The organism is Methylobacterium sp. J-001 (assembly GCF_022829565.1).
Classification (GTDB): Bacteria; Pseudomonadota; Alphaproteobacteria; order Rhizobiales; family Beijerinckiaceae; genus Methylobacterium.
On record NZ_JAKSYN010000029.1, the window covers coordinates 1 to 16821 of the forward strand.

Below are 16821 nucleotides of genomic sequence, written 5' to 3' on the forward strand. Positions count from 1 at the left end.
TCTCGGGGCGCTCGGACACGACCTACGCCGAGCGCGTGGCGCTGGACCTGGACTATGCCAGCCGCTGGAGCCTGCGCCGGGACATCGCGATCATGCTGCGCACCGTCCCGGCGGTGCTGGCCCAGCGCGGCAGCAAGTAGCGCGCAGACGCCAAATTTGCTGGCTCCGCGCTGACGGCGTTGGCGCATGCCGATGCATCGGTCTACAGGCGGACCAGTCCCGCATGCAGGGGCGGGGACGGTATACAATGAAAGGGCTGTTGCTGAACGCGCTGCTCGGCCTTGGGCTTGGGCGCTTCGGCTCGGTGTGGTGGCTTCTCGCACTCCTGCCGATCGTGGCGGCCGAACTCGCCTATGACGTCTACACCTACCATCTTAGTATGAGTGGCGGTCTTCGCCGCGGAACAGCGCTACTGGTGTGTGGCCAACTGGCCTTTCTACTCGGTGCACTTATGCGTCCTATGCGCGGCGAGACATAGCGACCGATTAAGAACTGCGCACCGGGTAACCATGGTCGCAGGTCGCACAGACTTCGGAACTGTTTAGGATAGCTCGTTGCTTCTCAGCTCCTAACGGAGAGCTGAGATCATGAATTCATCTCAAAACGGCACAGGCGAAGCTGGGCCGCCGAAGCGGAAACGTGGTCTAGGACAAATTTTGTTCGCGCGGTTCGGCGCGACAGCGATCCTCGCCACAGTGTTATTAATTACAATCGGCTGGATTGGCTTCCTGGGCTGGGCGCTAATATGGCTGATCGCTTGAGTTAGATCCTATGATATAGAAGTCAGATGTTATTCAGCCATTAGCGGAGCTTCCTGACACAGTCGCCAAAACTCGATGAGTCCGACGGTATAAGCGGCAAGAAAAACGGCACACCAGTGCATAATCGGATCCACCCACTCTACGCGCATGGTCATGCGTCCAAAAACTTGAATATTCTTTGCCAAGCTCGGACAGGTTTTCGGTCTGCTATCGTATGACGCTTTTTTGCTCCTATGATAGGGGCAAAAATGTATTCATTCTGCGTGGCGTTCGCTATCTGCAGCCTCCATCTACATTCCAGTGAGCTGCAGGGCTTCCCACAGGGCGGTATCGTCTCGCCACCCAACGGCAGCCATCAGGACCGCTAAAGCCGTCCGCGACACGGTGAAACAGCGTTAGGTCCAGTCGACGAACTCGACGCCGACCTGACCGTGTTCGCACCACACCGTCCGACAGCGGCGCGAACTGCCGGATAAGTCGGTCGTCAACTCAAACTGGTCAGGTACTGTCACGGAGCCGGGCACCTGCAGCCGCACGCCGCTGACAGAGATATCTACAACGGTGCATTCGGCCATCCAGGCCGCCTCGACGCACGCCGCCTGCTTGGCCGTGCCCATCGTTTGGTCCGCGATGTCGAGTTGTTGTCCCATGACGGCCGCGGCCTCCATCGCCAGGACGTAGGTGGTGGCTATCTGGTGGGCGAGCATCCGCTCCAGAGCATCGCCACCCTGGATCGTGTCGGCGGTATCGAGGACCAGCTCGAGCGAGCCCGCGTTCTCCGCTCGCTCGGCCTCGGCCAGCAGCGAAAGAAGGCAGCCCCGAAGGCTACTGAACCGGAGGAGACCGTCTCCGAGAAGCCAAAGGGTGCCGGGCGGCCGCGGAAGGCAAAGGAAGCCTGAGGCCAAGCGGGGATCTGCCCGTTCCGTCTGGCGATCCCCATATCCTCACCTATCGCAGCGGTTGAGCCTTCAGTGGCTCCCGCCTGCGAGCGCGCCGGTCGCCGTGTTCCCCCCGTTCACGCGTGGCCGGTGCGTCCCTTCACTGTCCGGGCAGCCGTCGTACACCTGAAACGAGGAAGGGAAAGTCGAACTTTCTGGGGTTAGCAGCTCGGGGCAGCTGGGAGCTGTCGCAGCGCTCAAGCCCTAGAGGCAGCAACATGAAGGGGAGGGCGGAGAGAGCCGGGCAATCCGGGAGAAGGCCAGGAAAGGTTTTCAAATCGATGCAGAAGGGCGAGGGCCGCCTTGATGCCTCCGCCGGCCGTGCCGGTGTCGTGGGCGGCACGAAGGTCGAGGCGGACGGCAGCGCGAACGTCCTCGTTCAGAAGCCTGGGCCGGACACCACCGTCCGCACCTCCGCCTCCGGCAACCTGTTCAAGGATGTGGTGCTGCAGCGGAGTCGAACGATGGCATCGGCTGGAGGGTAGATCGCAGGACCGACATCACGGTGTCCGGCCCCGCATCGCAGCCGGCCGGCACGATGATCTTGACGGCGAGGTCGTCGGTCGCGGAGACCTTCTGCATCGCCAGGCGGGCATAGGCGCGACGTGCGAAATAGAGCGCGTTGAGGCCGATCGCGGCCGCGCGGCTCTCGAGGTTCCAGCCGCGATAGACGTAGAATACGTGATCGTCGGGATGCGGCGCTCCCACGAGTGACGGGTCGGACCCGTATGGGCTGGCCGCGACAAAGTCGACGGATGCGGGCGCCGGGCAGAAAGCAAGCGTCACGACGTGGTGCCGGGCGGCGGAGCGTGGCAGCAGGACGCCCCCGCCGAAATCCACGAGGGCGCCGGAAACATCCCACGCCGCCAGGCCGTCGCCTTCAGACAGATGCCGGTAGGCGTAAACCCGCCCCGTGCCCGAGGCGACGAGGAGTAGGCACATGAGAGCAAGGCCGCCGTGAGCCCAAGATGTCAGGTTTGCGGGTTGAGCCGGCATGCACGCCCCTCCACGTGGAGCAGGACGGGGAGGATGGCGGCGCAGACGGAACTCAGCGCAACCCAGGACGATCCCGGCCCATCATGCCAAAACACGAATGCGTCGTGGGAGGGCAGCATCGCCAGGATGCGCGCGACATTGATCGCGACGACCAGGCAGGCGCTTACGCCCAGCGCACGGAACGCCGCTGGGCTCGCCGCTCGCCCGGCGATCTTCAGGATCGAAAGCCATATCAACACGGTCAGTGACAGGTTGTGGAAGGACGAGCAGCCTTCGAGGATCACGATCGACCAGTCGCCTCGGACGCTGAGGCTGGCCCCGGCCACTCCGAGGCCGCCGTAGAACAGGCGCCCGACCTCGTAGATCAGACTTACCTCGACCACCTCGATCGTCTGGTAGGCGAGCTTGAACAGAAGCTTCCCCCAGAGTTCGTAGACAGACAGGGCAAGCCAGACTTGGGCGATGCCGGCCAGCCGCCGGTCGGAGCGCCTCCCGAGGAGCGCCCAGGCCCCGGCGATCGTCGTGGCGAGATAGACTCCGTGCTGCTCAGGCACCAACCAGGCAAGCGCGGACAGCAGCAGCACGGCGATGTCCGATCCGACCAGCGTTACGTCCTCACGCCGGTCGGCGTGGACCAGCGACAGGATCGCAGCGAGCGCGAACGCCTCGCCCACGTTGAACTCGACGAGATGCTGGGCGGTCTGCGTCGCTTCGAGCAGGTGCCTCTGCAGGACCGCAGACAGGACAGTACCGCCGGAGAACACAGCTAGGAGCCAACGCGCGGCCGGGATGCGCCGCCGGGGCACCGGCGGGCATGTCCCTGGTCCGACGCCAGCGTCCAATGGCACAGAAAGGTAGGCCATCGCCAGACCTTCAGGCCGCCCGCACGGTCCGGCTGCCGCGCCTGCGGCGGAGGAAGGCGACCGTGCCGCCCACCAGGATCAAACCGAGGCCGGCATTCACCTCTGGCGACGGAGCGCCGCCTGAGTTCTGGCTACCCCCACCTCCGGAACTGAATTCGAAGACTGAACCGCCAGAGCTGTAAGAAGTAGACGCGCTGGCTAGTGGAGCGGGAGTGCTACCGCCACTTGGGGTCGGTGAGGGCGATCCGACACGCAGACCTCCGCCAGACATCTCGCCGTTCCATCCGCCGGCAAGGGCATTGCCGTTTCCTGCATGGGCAGGACTACATAGGCAGATCGCTAATCCGGCCGCGTATATTCTACCTAAGCATTTCATTTTTAGTCACCAAAACTACACACTCATGTGTTTATTAATGGCGATATATTTATTGGAAATGCAATACGCAGTTATTAGTTAATACGCACGAACCACAGACGGATTTTAAAGCTAAGCTTAATAGTCAAGCTGTCTGTGACATTCGTCAGAGGCGACGGTCGCGCAACCAGTCCAGTCGTTTTGATACCCACCCCGACATCGTGCAGAACCACGGGCGCCAGATGGCGAAGGCGGAGTAAGCTGCAGCTTTGACCGGCGCTTGTCACACCTTCGTGTCGTGACACCACCGGGCGCGGCAGTACGGTTGCGTTCGTCGATCCCGCCGATCCGACAAACCAACCTTCGCCTGCCCGGTCCGCCGGCGCAGGCTTTTTAGTGGTCTGCAACCACCCCATTGAGGGGCAGTCATCCCAGAAGCCCGATGACGCTGTTGATGCCCATGCCGAGCGCGAACACCCCGGCCCCGATCCACACGAGGTTGGCGACCACGCCCAGGATGATCATGGCGCGTCCCAGTCCATCGCGGCGCATCTGCCATTGACGTTCAACCCACGCAGACATTGCGACCTCCTGGTCCGCTGCTATGTGGGCCATGAACGCTGAACGTTTGCCTGCTGCTCCAGCCACACTCCCGTTATCCACTACCTACGCATAGCGATGCGCAGATGCGGAAGGCGGATTAGTCCGCCGTCCAGCATACTTCTCGATCGCCCAGGTCCCTGACAGCACCCCTTTGGAACGCGCTGCCGGTCCAAACGATCTCCTCGGCCTTGCACCGCTCGTCCGATATGTAGCGAGCGACAATCAGCCGGCTGTCGACCTGATATTTCATATCGAGCGACAGCATATCCTCACCCCCGAGAGGGGAGTCGAACACGCGTCCCGTCTGCACGTCGACCACGGGTACGAAAACGCAACTGGATCTGCAGCCGATCGTCACGAGGGCAAGGTGTCCCGCGAAGTTCGGGCCGGCCTTGGCACCGGCCAGGATGCGGGTTCTGTAAGAGGCGTGCTGGCGGTCACGCCCTCGAAAATCAGGGTAGCTGATGGGCCCTCGGTAGGGAGCAGCGGCATAAGCCGCGAAGTCTGGTGCCCTCGGCTTGGACGTCACGGTAGGGGCTGTCTGAGCTGTTGGCTTCGAGACATCGTCGAAGCACCGAAGGCGGAGCAACGAGTCCTTCACATCCCGGCAGGCGGCAATGTCCGATGCGCCCTCAGCCTGCGCCCCACCGGCAGCGACGACGAAGGCAAGGGCGGCGAGGGCTGTGCGCATGGTGGCAAAATAGCTGCCGGGATGGCGGTGTCGAGCGACAGCTTGGCAATATCAGCAACCCCACCCAAAAGCGTTGAGGTGGGCAGGGCACTGATACCTTCGGTCATTCTCTTGTGGATAGGTGTGGCTCCACACTGCACGACACCTTGTTGCAGCTAAAAACAGCCCTCTGTGAATGGCTGTGGATAAATCACGCGTTCCTAATTTGTCCTCTGGATGGTAATTTGGCGTCGCAATCAGTTTGTAGGGCAGACCGGTGAAGACCGCAGACCCGATCCCAACTCGCCTGCTCAAGGCGAAGGTTCACTCCCTCGCGGAGGACGCTGCTGCACGCTTAAAATTCAAGGCCGGCGATCCGCTTGAGCCGGTGGTTGTCCGATTGGGCGGCCGCATTGAATACAAGACTGCAGAGGTCACCGCCGATAAGTTGCCGGAGTCGATTATTGTAATCGCGCAACGATTTTACAATATTCCTTCCTAGCGTTACGTCAGTTGTTCGCGACAGATTTACGATAGCTCACGAGCTTGGACATCTATTTCTACATTACCCGTTGGTTGCGGCTCATAATCCTGGTGCGGTGATGATTGCGACCAGATGGGTGAATGAGGACAATGAGGCGTTGAAACGCGCGGAATGGGAAGCCAATTGGTTTGCCGCGGCCTTTTTGATGCCATCTGCAGAATTTAAAGAAATCTACGAAGCAATGGGCAGATCAACCGAGTTTACGGCTATGCAGTTTGGGGTAAGCCCCAAGGCGGCAGAGATACGCGCACAGTCGTTGCGGATTTAGTTATGGGCGGATGTCCGGAATGTCGCGTGCGACTATTCATGTCGGTTGATCTTGTTGGTTCAACGGCATTCAAAGCAAAGCACAGCGATAGACGGGATGGTGATGAGCCCTATCCGGTTTGGCTAAACCGCACGAGAAGTTTCTATAGGTAGTTCCCCCAGATTATTGATAAGTTATTCACGGAATATTCTGGTATTCTAGACGGAAGGGAAACGTTTAGACATCGATCACCGAAAGTTTGGAAAACTGTTGGTGACGAGATTATTTTTGTATCCGAATTGTCTGCCTTGAACATCTTGCGTGCTGTATAAGATCGTTTGTTAAAGCGCTATCGACTTATGGCGACCTTATTAATAGCCAAGAGCCAGAATTGGACGTGAAAGGTTGTGCTTGGATCGCGTCTTTTCCGGCCCCTAACGCTACCGTGACATCGGCAAGTCGGTTCACCATCCAGCAAACTGAAAGTCGAGTAGGCGATCAACTCGAAGAAGAAGATGAGCGATAGGCAGATATAAACCCAGGTGAATATGATTTTCTCGGCAAGAAAATTGATACAGGGTTTCGAATATCCAAGTTTGCTCAAGCTCATGAGCTGGCTCTATCAATCGACCTTGCATGGTTGCTGACGCTTCTTCGACAGCGCGATTTAGTCGATTGTCAATTCACTTACAGGGGCAAAGAAGCCTTAAAGGGTGTTATCGGCGGGGCTCCATACCCAATCATTACTTTGCAAACCGAGAGATCAACGGATAAACGCGAGCTAGACTCACTGGAGAGAACCGTAGCAGGAGTTTCCTTTGCGGAGCCCATCAGCTTGCGCAATTATTTGCATAGTTTTATGGAGCAAAATAAGGTCGAGATACCAATCATCGTCTTGCATCACGATAAGATTGATGAGACCAAGCTCCCGAAATGCTACGACGCCTTGAAGACTGCATGGGGCGTAGGTGAAAAAGAGGACACTGAGCGCGAGAAGGCAAAACAGGAGGCCAATGACTACGACGACGTTGCGGCGGTACTGCCCACGCCTGAAACGCCTGACCTTGTCCCTAATCCTGCCCCTGCCCCCGCCCCTGCCGAACCGAGCAATATTGGAGAAATAAACTTCACGGTTGACAGAATGATCGAGGAATATTGGTCGAGCGGGAAATGGTGATCCGCGATCATGGCAAAGTCCAAATTCTTATGCCGCCTCGCTTCCCCGCGCCCCCAATCCGCCCCTGCATCGCGGCCCGCTAGAGGTTCTGAATGATGCGGTATGCGATGGCCTTCTTCAGCCGCACACCCGGCCCCTCGCCATTCTCCTCAATGAAGATGACGCCAGCGGCTTCGAGCCGAGTAGCGATGCCGTGCACGCGTGACCTCGCCGGCTCGGCGGGCACAGTCAAACTCAAAGATCTGGCACCGTCGCATCCAGCCAATCTGCTGCAGCTTTCAGTGTCCCGAACTTGTGCGTCTCCTGCGTGAATGGAGCAGGATAGGGTGGGCTCTCGGCGAGCGTCTCGGCCATCCAGTCACCCTCACGGCCGTCCTCGGACACTTCTCGGACGAGACTACCGACAACCTTGCCGTCGAGGACGAGATCGAAGCTGCCTGGGGCGAGGCGTTGAAGGGTGTAGGGCATCAGGTTTCCAAAACGGACGCCGCGCCACGCGACATCAGCGCGGCAACGCCGGGAGGGGATGTCAGTTCGCCCCCTCAGGATCCTCGCGGTGCCGCACGTAGCCCTGGCCGATGAGCCAGTCCGTGAGGGCGTGGCGGATCGCTTCTCGACGGGTTGGCTTCGGATCGGGCTGATCGGCAATCCAAGCATCCAGTGCATCGGAGACGGCAGGCTGCATATCAATCGCTGCGATGCGCATGCGGTCGCGCAATACCGCTTCTGCTGCAGCCTTGGCGATGCCGTTGACGTGGCCGCTCATAAGAACCGCTTCGCCTTCAACGCCTCTTCCACGAGACGACGGATGGGGGTCATTGCATCTTCCTGGCAGTAGCGGTGGCGCCGAACGATGCGATGTCGTCCCTCTCTACGGCATCTGCGAAAGCGCGGTAGGCCTCCTGCTCGGTCGCAAACAGCGTAAGCCATTCGGTGCTGCCGCTCGACATGTGGACGACAGCCAACTGCCATGGATCCTGCGTGCCGGCGAACCTGTAGATCTCTACGTCGACGGTCTCACCATCGCGGGTAAAAGAGCCGGACAGCGGCGAGTGCTCGAACTCGCGATCCCCGTCCTCCACGAACGCTTCCATCAGTTCGCCCGCGCTCTACCCAAAACCGTGATGAGGCCGCCGGCAAGCAGCGTGGTCATCAGGATTATGACACCGGCGTGCTGGTAGCCAGCTTCGTGGAGAAGCCGCACCGACGCCATTGTCACGACCAAGAGGCCCAAGCCTACCGCCAGGGGTTCGGGCCTCATTTAAGATAGCCCTTCGCCTTCAGGTGCTCGGTGAGGGGCATCAGCTCGCCCCTTAGGATGTTCGTGGTCCCGCACGTCGCCCTGTGGCCGGCGAGCCAGTCAGTCACCGCGCGCAGACCAGCTGTCGCTCCGTCGCTCGGATTTGAGCCACCGGCTCTCGCTGCCGTGTCGATAGCGGCACATCGGCCTCGTCGTCGAACTGACACCCCGCATTGCCGAACGCCTGAATGGCCTGCGGTGTTCGGAAGCCGTAGCCCGCAGCCTTGAAGATCGTGTTCCGCTCGGACCACAGCTCCTCGCACGACGACGATACGGACCCATTCGGCGCGCTTCGACCGCTCGCGGCCGTGCGGCGGCAGCCGACGTACCGGGCGCTCACCCATCCGGTCTGGCCGGACGGTAGCTGGATGTTCACCCAGCCGCTCTGGCGGCCGAGCTCGGTGAAGAGGGTGTCGGGACCGAGCCGCGCGAGGCGGACGCCCTGGGTGCCGCTCGGGAGGCTGCGCAGCGCCAGGAAGTTGTCGCCGTAGGGATCGAGGCCGACCTGGTAGCTTAAGGCCTCCTGCTGAACCTGAGCCAGCGTCGGCCAACTCGCGACAACGGCGAGGGCCGCGGTTGCGGACAGAAGGAGGGGGAGGGAAGAGAAACGACTCGGTGAAGACCCAATGCGGTGACACTTTGGTGACACCGCCGGTCTCTGAATCAGGGTTGATCCCTGCTAAGTCATTGAGAATATTGGCGCACCCGACACGATTCGAACGTGTGACCTTTGCCTTCGGAGGGCAACGCTCTATCCAGCTGAGCTACGGGTGCTAACCGCGCCGATTCCCTAACCCAACAGCGCCGCCAGCGCAACGGCTTGGGTGAACCTGGAGGCCGAACCGCGTCCGGGGGCTGTGTCGGGTCGGGCATCGAAGATCGGGGCCCCGGCCAGAAGTACGAAGGCTGCCGGGTGTTGCCCGGGCGGCCTTGTGTTCACAGGCCGTTTGCCCGCCCCTGGACATCATTCGGGGGATCACGGGGCGGGGGCGGGTGTCGCAAGAGGTCAGCGGGGGAGACCGGGCCGCGAACAATTTCGGCTCGCTGCGCGTGCTCTTTGCCATCCTGGTCGTTCTTTCGCACGCACCGGAGCTGGCGGACGGCAATCGGTCGCGGGAATGGCTCACGCAGGTGTTCGGCACGCTGTCGCTCGGCGAGGTCGCGGTCGACGGTTTCTTCCTGGTCAGCGGCTATCTGATCACCGCGAGCTATCGCGCCAAGCGTTCGTTCTCCGATTTCGTGATGCGGCGGGCGCGGCGAATCTATCCGGGCTTCGTGGTGGCGTCCCTGGTCTGCATCGCCGTCGTCGCCCCCTTGAGCGGGGGGAACGTCGCGGCGGTCTCGCCCATGGAGACCGTGCTGCGGCTGTCGCTGCTGCTCATGCCCATGGTCCCGGGTGCATTCGAGGGGCTTCCCTACCCGATGCTCAACGGTGCGCTCTGGACGATTCCCTGTGAGTTCGGCTGCTACCTTCTCCTCGGCCTTGTCGGCACCGCACGCGCCCTGCGGCGGCGGGGCCGCTACCTCGTGCTGCTCGCCGGCCTCGGAGGGCTCTTGATCCTGCGCCGGCTCTACCTGCCGATAGGCGCGCCGGGCGACGGGCTCGGCACCCTGTCGGAGATGATCCGCCTGAGCTTCGTGTTCTGTTGCGGCGGGGCCTTCCGGCTGTTCGGCGACCGGATCGCCTATACCGGCCGGGGCGCGAGCCTCGCCGCGCTGCTGCTTCTGCCGCTGATGTTCAGCCCACCGCTGGCCGAACCCGCCTTCGCGATCCTCGGCGGCTACTTGATCTTCTGGTTCGCCCTGGCGGTGCGCCCGAACCTTCTCAGCCGCGCAACCGCGCAGGTCGACGCCTCGTACGGGATCTATCTCTACGCTTGGCCCGTGCAGAACCTGCTGGTTGCCCGGCAGCCGGGACTCTCGCCCTGGCTGGCCGCGCTCCTCGCCCTTGCGACGGCCATCCCCCTGGGCTTCCTGAGCTGGTATCTGGTCGAAAGGCCGATGCTCCGTGACCGGCCCGGCGGGTCTGGGGGCCAGGAATCCGGCGACGCGCTGGCGGCGAGGCCTGCGCTCAGCCCGTGAGGGGCCGGTAACCGCTGGCGGTCACGCGCGTTTTCAGAGGGAACGCGGGCTGCAGGGGGCGGGCAGGGGCGGGGGCACGGATGTCGCAGACGATCGATCGCGGGACGTTGGATCGGCTGATCGGCCTCGGCAGGGCGCGTGGTGAACTCACGGCCCAGGATCTCCAGGCCACGCTGCCGGTCGACAGCATGGATGTCGATGCCCTCGTGCTGGTGATGCTGGAACTCGACGCCGCGGGGGTCAGCGTCGAGCCGGAGGCCTTCGGGCCGCCCGTGGACCGGCCGGTCCCGGGATCGGTGTTGCTGCCGGCGCAGCGTTCCGGGACGCAGCCTCTGGTCCTGCCCGCGGGCGGGACGGGCGCCCCGGCCATCCTGACTGAGCCCGCGCCGGGTCCAGCCGCCACCCCGACCGAGCAAGATCCGGACGAAAGCCGGGACGTCACCCGGGCCGTCGCCTTCGCGGGCCTCGCGACTCTGCTCGTGCTCGGCGCCGTGTCGCTGTTGCTATGATGCCTAGCCGCGGGGCCCCGCGCCGGAACGCTTCCGCGACCGACCCCGTTGGCCCCGGTCCTGGCGGACCAAGAGGACGAACTCCAACCATGCGTCAACGAGCCGACAATACCCTGGCCCTGCTGGTCTCGGCCCTGCGCGAGAGCGCAGCGCATATGGAGGCGCTGCTGACGCTGGCGCGGACCGAGATCGACGGCAACGTCCGGGCCATCGTCTCGCTGATCGCGATCGTGGGCACGATCCCCGTCCTGCTGATCGTTACCTTCTTCCTCGGGCTCGACGCGGTGGTGAAGCTGCTCGCCGTGCCATTCGGCTCCGAGGCACCGGCAGCGCTGATCGTCGCGGCGCCATTCCTGATCGTGGCGCTCGGACTCGGCTGGCTCGGCCTGCGCCGGATGGCGCTCTCGAACCTGGAGCCGTGGCGGACCTGGCGGCAGCTGAAGCAGGATGCCCGCGAGGTGGCGCGGCCCCGGGCCTGACGCGCGGGCAGTCCTGCCTCCGGGATCGCGACAGGCGTTACTGCGTCGGCGCCAAGATCGCGCTCAGTCCCGGCGCGAGCGGCACATCGAGGTGGCAGCGCAGGCCGTCGGCCTCGAAGGCGAGGTCGACACGGCCGTCGAGCTCACGCCGCACCCCGCCGGAAATCAGGCGCGTTCCAAAACCGGCCCGGGCCGGTGGCTGCACCGGCGGGCCGCCGCTCTCCTGCCAAGTGAGCTGCAGGCGCGGCGTCCCGCCCTCCTGCGTGACGAGGGACCACGAGACCCGCACGCGCCCCCCGGGGGCCGAGAGCGCGCCGTACTTGGCCGCGTTCGTAGTCAGTTCGTGGATCGTCATCCCCAGGGCCAGCACATGCCGGGGGGACAGGGAGATGTCCGGCCCGTCGAGGCCGATCTGATCGCCGCCCGTACGATAGGGGCTCAGCTCGCTCTCCAGCACCTCGCGCAAGGAGGCGCCGCTCCAATCCTCGCGGGTCAGGAGGTCGTGGGTCTTCGAGAGGGCCAGGATCCGCGCCTCCAGCCCCCCATCGGCCCCCCGGGACTGGCGGGCCAGCGCCTGCACGGTGGCCAAGGTGTTCTTCACCCGATGGTTCAATTCGTGCAGCATCGTCACCTGCTGCTCCTGAAGGGCGCGCCCGCGGCGGATCTCGGCGTGCAGGTCATCGGCGTTGCGCTGGAGCGTGCCGGCCATGACGTCGAGCTTGCCCCCGAGGCGTCCGAACTCCGTCATACCGCGCAGGCCCGTGCGGGCGGTTAGGTCGCCGGCCTGCCAGGCGGCTGCGATCCTGAGCAGGCGATCGATCGGGCGGCGGATGAACATCCGACCGGCCAACAGTGCCGCCGCCAGCGCCAGTACCGCGCCCAGGACGATCAGCACCAACCCGCGGCGGGTGGCGGCGTCGATATCCGCGAAGGCCGCCGCGCTGTCGCGTCCGACCATCAGGCGCACCCCCGCGAGCGGTCCGCCCGGCATGGCCGTTGCGATGATCCGCTTGCGGCCGTCGAGGCCCTCGGCGATGCGAACCTCGCCGTCCCCGGCCGTCAGCATCACGGCGCGTTCCGGCGGGATCGGCTTGCCGATCCAGTCCGCCCCATTCGGCCGCCGCGCGATGATGAGGCCGTCACGGTCCGTCACCGTGATGGCCGTCTCCGCCTGGTGCAATGTCTGCTCCAGGTGATCGGACAGCCAGTCGAGATCGACGGCGGCCAGGAGGAGGCCCGTGGCCGGGCCGTCGATCGCGTCCCCGCCGGCCACAACCCGGGCGAAGTGGATCGAAGGTCGGTTCGATACCGTCCCCAGCGCGTAGCCTCCGACCGCGAAGCCGCCCGCCTCCAGGGCGCGGCGATGATAGGCCCGCGCGCCGGTCGAGTAGGATCCCGGCGCCGAACCGGCGCTGTCGCAGATCACGCTGCCGCCGGGATCCGTAAGCGCGATCAGGATCACGTGCGGGAGCCGAGCCGCGGATCGCTTCAGGTAGGCCGTGCAGGCGGCGGGGTCGCGCACCTGCACGGACGGATCTCCGGAGATCAGATCGAGGGCCTGCCGCATCCGCTCCGAGAGCTGGGAAAAATCCTCGGCGGCGCCGCGGACGGTGGCAAGGGCGTCGGCCCGCACCGCCGCGTCGCGGCTCGTCCGCAGGGCGACCTCGTTGTAGCCCTGGATCGCCAGCGCCGGGGTGAGCGCCAGCAGCACCAGCAGCAGGATACGCGTGGTGAGCGACATCGGCGGTCAGTCGAGACCCGCGCCGGAATGCGCAGCCTGGAGCGCGGCGCCTCCGACGTCGACCGGAACCTCCACGATCAGGTCGCGCAAAGCCGGCTCATCCTCTGCCACGCGCACGATGTCGCTGCGCCCGGTCTGGGGCGCTTCGGTCAGGCCTGCCGTCGCCGTCTCGGGCGCCACGACGGCGGCGTGCCACGACAGATAGAGCTTGACCGTCCGGGTGCAAACCGACTCGGCGTCGATACGGCCATGTCCCGCCGGCTCGATCAAACCGTCGTTCCTCGACAGGCTGGCGCAGAGCGGCACGAAGGCCTCGGCGGCGCGCTTCGCGCTCACGGCGCGCGGGCAGTGCGATATCGCCCGGGCACAGCCGGAGGAGCGATAGGGGAGAGTTCGAAGGCGGGACGCCGGCTCATCTCGGCCTTGTTGCAGAACCGCCTGACGCTCGCCAGCCCGCAGATGGCCTCGGAGGCCGACTGCCTTAATGCTCGCGGCTGCGGGCGCCGCCTGCGATGGGGCGAAGATGCAGGAAGCTGCGTTCGCCCGTAGCCGCCTCGGCCACGTGCTGGATCGTGTCGAGCAGCTCGGTGACCGCCTGCGGCGCGTCAGGGCGGAACTGCGCCTTGGGCTCGACCCAGCGCTTCTGGGTGCGCCTCGCGGCGATCTGAGCCTCACTCAGCGCATCGAAATCCCGGCGTCGAACCATGGCTCTGCCCTCCGCCCGGAACTGTGTCGAGGCATGGTTGACGAACGGTTAATAGGCCTGACGGATCGATGCCGGCACGGCGGCCATATCCCACCGAGGGGAGGGCTGCCGTGCCGCGGGGTGACGGCGCGCGAGCCTATAGTGACCCCGGTCCGCGCGGGTCCGGCTGGTCCGCTAAAGATTGCCAAGCTCCATCACCGCGTCTGATCCCTGAGTGGAGCCTGGAGGAGGCCCTGGCCGAAGCGCACAGCGTGATCGAAGAAATGGCGGGCTCCGTCGGGATGGGCGCCCCCGGCGCATCGTGGACCCTCGTGGTTCGAAATGCGGCCGGCTCGGTGGTCGGCCGCATCCCGATCCGGGCGTGACGCCGCCGCGATCAAAGAACCCGCCGCGGCACAGGCCGGGCGGGTTTGAAGGTGATCTCGTCTCGGAGAAGGCCGCACCCTAAACGCTGCATCCCATCGCTGCATCCCCCATCCGGGGGACAGCCTCCACACGATTCAGCGATCCCTCGTCAGCGATCCCTCGGCCGGGTGTGGCCGGCCCCGTAGATCAGGCCATCAGCGGCCGAAGGCGCGGGGCGGCAGGCCGGTCACTTCGACATCGAGCTCGAACAGCGCCCCGGCGGACGGCTCGTGCTCGACGCCCCGCGACGCCGACGTGACGAACAACCGATCGAGCCCGGGGCCCGCGAAGGCGCAGCTCGTGATGTTGGTGGCTGGGAGCGGGATCGCCCGCAGGAGGCGCCCGTCCGGATCCAGCCGGCTGATCCGGCCCGCCCCCCAATGGGCGATCCAGAGGCAGCCATCGGCATCCGTGGTCATCCCGTCCGGCCAGCCCCAGGCCTCGGGAAAGCGCAGGAATTCGCGTTTGCCCGACAGGGTCCCGTCGGCAGCGAGATCGAAGGCGAAGACGGTCCGGGCCGCGCTGTCGCTGTGATAGAGGATCCGGCCGTCGCGGCTGAAAGTCGGGCCGTTGGCAACGCCGTAATCGCCGTCCATCCGGCGCCAGGTCAGGTCGGGATCGAGCCGGTGCAGGGCCCCCGAGATTGCGGTCTCGGCCTGGTGCATGCTCCCGGCCCAGATCCGGCCGGCCGAGTCGACCTTGGCGTCGTTCAAGCGGTTGTCCGGGTAATCCGGCTCCGGATCGCCGATCGGCGTCACGCTGCCGGCCTCTAGGTCGAACAGTGCAAAGCCGCTCTTCAGGCCGATCACGAAGTCGCGCCGGCCGGCGCGGGGGATGATCCAGCCGATCGGCTCCGGGAACGGGCGCGTGCCCGTCTGGCCGCTCGCGAGGTCGAGCCAGCGGAGGGCCGGCGCCTCGATATCGACCCAGAACAGCCGCCCCCGCTCCGGCACCCAGATGGGGCCTTCGCCGAGTCGGTCGCGCTCGGCACGGGGGACGATGCGAAACTGTGCTTCCATGGATTGCCTTGTCCAGTCCGGCGACGGGGCACGGCCCGCCGCCGCGTGCGGCCTCGCCGACGATGGCTGATCAGGCGCGGTCGGAGGCGACTTGGCCCGGCCGGCTGCCCCAGAGGGCGAAGAACAGGACGTAGAGCTCGCAGGCGGCGGTGATCAGGAAGGAATACTGCAGGCCGAACCGGTCGGCGGCCCAGCCCTGCACCACCACCAGGGAGCCCCCGGCGATCGCCATGATCAGCAGGCCCGCCCCCTCCTCGGTCAGGGGCCCGAGGCCGCGGATGCCGAGGGTGAAGATCGTCGGGAACATGACGGCGTGGAACAACCCCACGGAGATCAGCGCCCACATCGCGAGCGGCCCCGTCGCGAAGGTCGCCACCAGCATCACCACGAAGGCCGCGATGGCCGCACCGGCCAGGATGGTCTCGGCGGAGCGCCCCTGCATCAGGTAGCTGCCGACGAAGCGGCCGACCATCATCCCACCCCAGAGCAGGAACAGGTAATGCGAGGCCTCGGTGTGCGTGAGGTTGCCGATCTCCGGCTGCGAGACGAAGTTGATGAACAGGTTCGAGACCCCGATCTCGGCGATCAGGTAGATGAAGATCGCCGGCACGCCGAACACGAGGTTGCGGTGGCGCCAGAGCGACAGGCCCGCGCGCTCGACCTTGGCGGCGCGCTTCGCGCCACCGCTTCCGATGGCCGGCAGCGGGAAGCGCGCGATCACCACGGCCAGCACGACGAGGATCGCCGCCACGATCAGGTAGGGGAGTTGCACCGACTGCGCGTCGGCTAGCCGTTCGGCCGGACTCAGGGTGACGCCGGCGGCGACGTTGCCCGAGGCGGAGCGGCCGAGGATCAGGTAGCCACCGAACAAAGGCGCCAGGGTCGTGCCGAACGAATTGAAGGCCTGGACGAGGTTGAGGCGCGCCGGGGCGCTCTCCGGCGGCCCGACCACCGCCACGTAGGGGTTGGCGGCGACCTGGAGCAGGGTGATGCCGCTGGCGATCACGAACAGGGCGGTCAGCGTGATCGCGTACGAGATCTGGTGCGAGGCCAGGACCATGCCGAGGGTCCCCAGCGCCATGATGCAGAGGCCCACCACCAGGGCGCGCTGGTAGCCGATGCGCGCGATCAGCTTCGCCGCCGGGATCGACGCGATGAACCACAACGACTCGATCAGCGTGGTCTGCGTGTAGCTGAGGTCGAACACGCTCCGCAGATGGGGCAGCAGCGTGTTGTTGATGACGGTGATGAAGCCCCACATGAAGAACAGGCTCGCGAGCAGCGAGAGAGCCGGGCGGTAGCTGCCCTCCTCCCGCGTCATCGTCCCCGCCGCGGGCGACCCGAGGCTCGCGATCGGTCCTGCCATCGAACGTTTCCTCTTGCCGCAGCCGCCTTACCGGGGCCCCTTGTTGTAGAAGACAATTGT

23 protein-coding genes and 1 tRNA gene are annotated in these 16821 nt (G+C 64.8%); 10 read left to right on the plus strand and 14 right to left on the minus strand.

Translation table 11 applies throughout. The features are described from left to right. From MKK65_RS02480 to MKK65_RS02490, 3 genes are all read left to right on the plus strand, one after another. Positions 1-140 (plus strand): sugar transferase (locus MKK65_RS02480; RefSeq protein ID WP_243955182.1); only part of this gene is annotated, 140 nt, incomplete at its 5' end. Positions 141-247: 107 nt separating this feature from the next. Continuing rightward, the gene (locus tag MKK65_RS02485) at positions 248-478 is read left to right on the plus strand and encodes a hypothetical protein (protein WP_243955041.1); all 231 of its coding nucleotides are present in this window, start codon (positions 248-250) and stop codon (positions 476-478) included. A gap of 109 nt (positions 479-587) precedes the next feature. Further along, entirely contained in the window at positions 588-761 is a 174-nt protein-coding gene (locus MKK65_RS02490) for a hypothetical protein (protein WP_243955043.1), read from the plus strand. 395 nt (positions 762-1156) lie between these two features. Here MKK65_RS02490 and MKK65_RS02495 read toward each other — a convergent pair whose 3' ends face one another. The 4 genes from MKK65_RS02495 to MKK65_RS02510 all read right to left on the minus strand — a co-directional run bounded on the left by MKK65_RS02495 (position 1157) and on the right by MKK65_RS02510 (position 5207). After that, entirely contained in the window at positions 1157-1666 is a 510-nt protein-coding gene (locus MKK65_RS02495; protein ID WP_243955044.1) for a PilZ domain-containing protein, read from the minus strand. 465 nt (positions 1667-2131) lie between these two features. Then, entirely contained in the window at positions 2132-2641 is a 510-nt protein-coding gene (locus MKK65_RS02500; RefSeq protein ID WP_243955046.1) for a hypothetical protein, read from the minus strand. A 29-nt stretch (positions 2642-2670) separates the two neighbouring features. Beyond that, the gene (locus MKK65_RS02505) at positions 2671-3501 is read right to left on the minus strand and encodes a hypothetical protein (protein ID WP_243955048.1); all 831 of its coding nucleotides are present in this window, start codon (positions 3499-3501) and stop codon (positions 2671-2673) included. A 1112-nt stretch (positions 3502-4613) separates the two neighbouring features. Beyond that, positions 4614-5207, minus strand: coding sequence for a hypothetical protein (locus MKK65_RS02510; protein ID WP_243955050.1), 594 nt, complete (start codon positions 5205-5207; stop codon positions 4614-4616). A gap of 256 nt (positions 5208-5463) precedes the next feature. Between MKK65_RS02510 and MKK65_RS02515 the strand changes: the two genes are divergently transcribed. The 3 genes from MKK65_RS02515 (at position 5464) to MKK65_RS02525 (ending at position 7154) form a co-directional block, all read left to right on the plus strand. Beyond that, positions 5464-5688: a hypothetical protein gene (locus MKK65_RS02515; protein ID WP_243955052.1), complete on the plus strand. Its 225-nt coding sequence runs from the start codon at positions 5464-5466 to the stop codon at positions 5686-5688. A gap of 31 nt (positions 5689-5719) precedes the next feature. Further along, complete coding sequence (locus MKK65_RS02520) at positions 5720-5998, plus strand: ImmA/IrrE family metallo-endopeptidase (protein WP_243955183.1); 279 nt, start codon at positions 5720-5722, stop codon at positions 5996-5998. 619 nt (positions 5999-6617) lie between these two features. Next, on the plus strand, positions 6618-7154 hold the full coding sequence (locus MKK65_RS02525) for a hypothetical protein (protein ID WP_243955054.1): 537 nt from the start codon (positions 6618-6620) through the stop codon (positions 7152-7154). A 234-nt stretch (positions 7155-7388) separates the two neighbouring features. On the opposite strand, the gene MKK65_RS02530 is transcribed toward MKK65_RS02525, so the two are convergent. The 5 genes from MKK65_RS02530 to MKK65_RS02555 all read right to left on the minus strand — a co-directional run bounded on the left by MKK65_RS02530 (position 7389) and on the right by MKK65_RS02555 (position 9228). Next, on the minus strand, positions 7389-7622 hold the full coding sequence (locus MKK65_RS02530; RefSeq protein ID WP_243955056.1) for a hypothetical protein: 234 nt from the start codon (positions 7620-7622) through the stop codon (positions 7389-7391). Between the two features lie 61 nt (positions 7623-7683). After that, a complete protein-coding gene (locus MKK65_RS02535) occupies positions 7684-7920 on the minus strand; it encodes a hypothetical protein (RefSeq protein ID WP_243955058.1) in 237 nt (78 codons plus the stop codon). Positions 7921-7969: 49 nt separating this feature from the next. Further along, the gene (locus tag MKK65_RS02540; protein ID WP_243955060.1) at positions 7970-8248 is read right to left on the minus strand and encodes a hypothetical protein; all 279 of its coding nucleotides are present in this window, start codon (positions 8246-8248) and stop codon (positions 7970-7972) included. A 270-nt stretch (positions 8249-8518) separates the two neighbouring features. Continuing rightward, a complete protein-coding gene (locus MKK65_RS31480; protein WP_409565352.1) occupies positions 8519-9103 on the minus strand; it encodes a YARHG domain-containing protein in 585 nt (194 codons plus the stop codon). Positions 9104-9151: 48 nt separating this feature from the next. Next, positions 9152-9228, minus strand: a tRNA-Arg gene (locus MKK65_RS02555). Positions 9229-9447: 219 nt separating this feature from the next. Here MKK65_RS02555 and MKK65_RS02560 point away from each other — a divergent pair. The 3 genes from MKK65_RS02560 to MKK65_RS02570 all read left to right on the plus strand — a co-directional run bounded on the left by MKK65_RS02560 (position 9448) and on the right by MKK65_RS02570 (position 11524). Beyond that, positions 9448-10536, plus strand: coding sequence for an acyltransferase family protein (locus MKK65_RS02560; RefSeq protein WP_243955062.1), 1089 nt, complete (start codon positions 9448-9450; stop codon positions 10534-10536). Positions 10537-10616: 80 nt separating this feature from the next. Further along, positions 10617-11045, plus strand: a complete 429-nt coding sequence (locus MKK65_RS02565) for an RNA polymerase sigma factor region1.1 domain-containing protein (protein WP_243955064.1) — start codon at positions 10617-10619, stop codon at positions 11043-11045. 89 nt (positions 11046-11134) lie between these two features. Further along, complete coding sequence (locus MKK65_RS02570) at positions 11135-11524, plus strand: phage holin family protein (protein WP_243955066.1); 390 nt, start codon at positions 11135-11137, stop codon at positions 11522-11524. A gap of 37 nt (positions 11525-11561) precedes the next feature. Here the strand turns inward: MKK65_RS02570 and MKK65_RS02575 are convergent, their stop codons facing one another. The 3 genes from MKK65_RS02575 to MKK65_RS02585 form a co-directional block, all read right to left on the minus strand. After that, on the minus strand, positions 11562-13265 hold the full coding sequence (locus MKK65_RS02575; RefSeq protein WP_243955068.1) for a sensor histidine kinase: 1704 nt from the start codon (positions 13263-13265) through the stop codon (positions 11562-11564). Between the two features lie 6 nt (positions 13266-13271). Continuing rightward, the gene (locus MKK65_RS02580; protein ID WP_243955071.1) at positions 13272-13601 is read right to left on the minus strand and encodes a hypothetical protein; all 330 of its coding nucleotides are present in this window, start codon (positions 13599-13601) and stop codon (positions 13272-13274) included. A 145-nt stretch (positions 13602-13746) separates the two neighbouring features. Next, entirely contained in the window at positions 13747-13971 is a 225-nt protein-coding gene (locus tag MKK65_RS02585) for a hypothetical protein (protein ID WP_058190987.1), read from the minus strand. 68 nt (positions 13972-14039) lie between these two features. Between MKK65_RS02585 and MKK65_RS31485 the strand changes: the two genes are divergently transcribed. Further along, positions 14040-14336 carry a DUF6894 family protein gene (locus tag MKK65_RS31485; protein WP_409565353.1) on the plus strand — a complete coding sequence of 99 codons (297 nt, stop codon included), beginning with the start codon at positions 14040-14042 and terminating at the stop codon, positions 14334-14336. A gap of 195 nt (positions 14337-14531) precedes the next feature. Here MKK65_RS31485 and MKK65_RS02590 read toward each other — a convergent pair whose 3' ends face one another. Beyond that, positions 14532-15395 (minus strand): SMP-30/gluconolactonase/LRE family protein, encoded by an 864-nt coding sequence (locus MKK65_RS02590; RefSeq protein ID WP_058190988.1) that lies wholly within the window; start codon positions 15393-15395, stop codon positions 14532-14534. 70 nt (positions 15396-15465) lie between these two features. After that, positions 15466-16761: a sugar MFS transporter gene (locus MKK65_RS02595; protein ID WP_243955073.1), complete on the minus strand. Its 1296-nt coding sequence runs from the start codon at positions 16759-16761 to the stop codon at positions 15466-15468. Positions 16762-16821 lie beyond the last annotated feature (60 nt).

Bases quoted from the DNA above. Each gene is read 5' to 3' on its own strand.
- MKK65_RS02590 (WP_058190988.1), bottom strand. From the start codon at position 15,395: ATGGAAGCACAGTTTCGCATCGTCCCCCGTGCCGAGCGCGACCGACTC.
- MKK65_RS02570 (WP_243955066.1), top strand. From the start codon at position 11,135: ATGCGTCAACGAGCCGACAATACCCTGGCCCTGCTGGTCTCGGCCCTG.
- MKK65_RS02510 (WP_243955050.1), bottom strand. From the start codon at position 5,207: ATGCGCACAGCCCTCGCCGCCCTTGCCTTCGTCGTCGCTGCCGGTGGG.
- MKK65_RS02530 (WP_243955056.1), bottom strand. From the start codon at position 7,622: ATGCCCTACACCCTTCAACGCCTCGCCCCAGGCAGCTTCGATCTCGTC.
- MKK65_RS02490 (WP_243955043.1), top strand. From the start codon at position 588: ATGAATTCATCTCAAAACGGCACAGGCGAAGCTGGGCCGCCGAAGCGG.
- MKK65_RS02565 (WP_243955064.1), top strand. From the start codon at position 10,617: ATGTCGCAGACGATCGATCGCGGGACGTTGGATCGGCTGATCGGCCTC.
- MKK65_RS02540 (WP_243955060.1), bottom strand. From the start codon at position 8,248: ATGGAAGCGTTCGTGGAGGACGGGGATCGCGAGTTCGAGCACTCGCCG.
- MKK65_RS02485 (WP_243955041.1), top strand. From the start codon at position 248: ATGAAAGGGCTGTTGCTGAACGCGCTGCTCGGCCTTGGGCTTGGGCGC.
- MKK65_RS31485 (WP_409565353.1), top strand. From the start codon at position 14,040: ATGCCGGCACGGCGGCCATATCCCACCGAGGGGAGGGCTGCCGTGCCG.
- MKK65_RS02575 (WP_243955068.1), bottom strand. From the start codon at position 13,265: ATGTCGCTCACCACGCGTATCCTGCTGCTGGTGCTGCTGGCGCTCACC.
- MKK65_RS02500 (WP_243955046.1), bottom strand. From the start codon at position 2,641: ATGTGCCTACTCCTCGTCGCCTCGGGCACGGGGCGGGTTTACGCCTAC.
- MKK65_RS02585 (WP_058190987.1), bottom strand. From the start codon at position 13,971: ATGGTTCGACGCCGGGATTTCGATGCGCTGAGTGAGGCTCAGATCGCC.
- MKK65_RS02535 (WP_243955058.1), bottom strand. From the start codon at position 7,920: ATGAGCGGCCACGTCAACGGCATCGCCAAGGCTGCAGCAGAAGCGGTA.
- MKK65_RS02595 (WP_243955073.1), bottom strand. From the start codon at position 16,761: ATGGCAGGACCGATCGCGAGCCTCGGGTCGCCCGCGGCGGGGACGATG.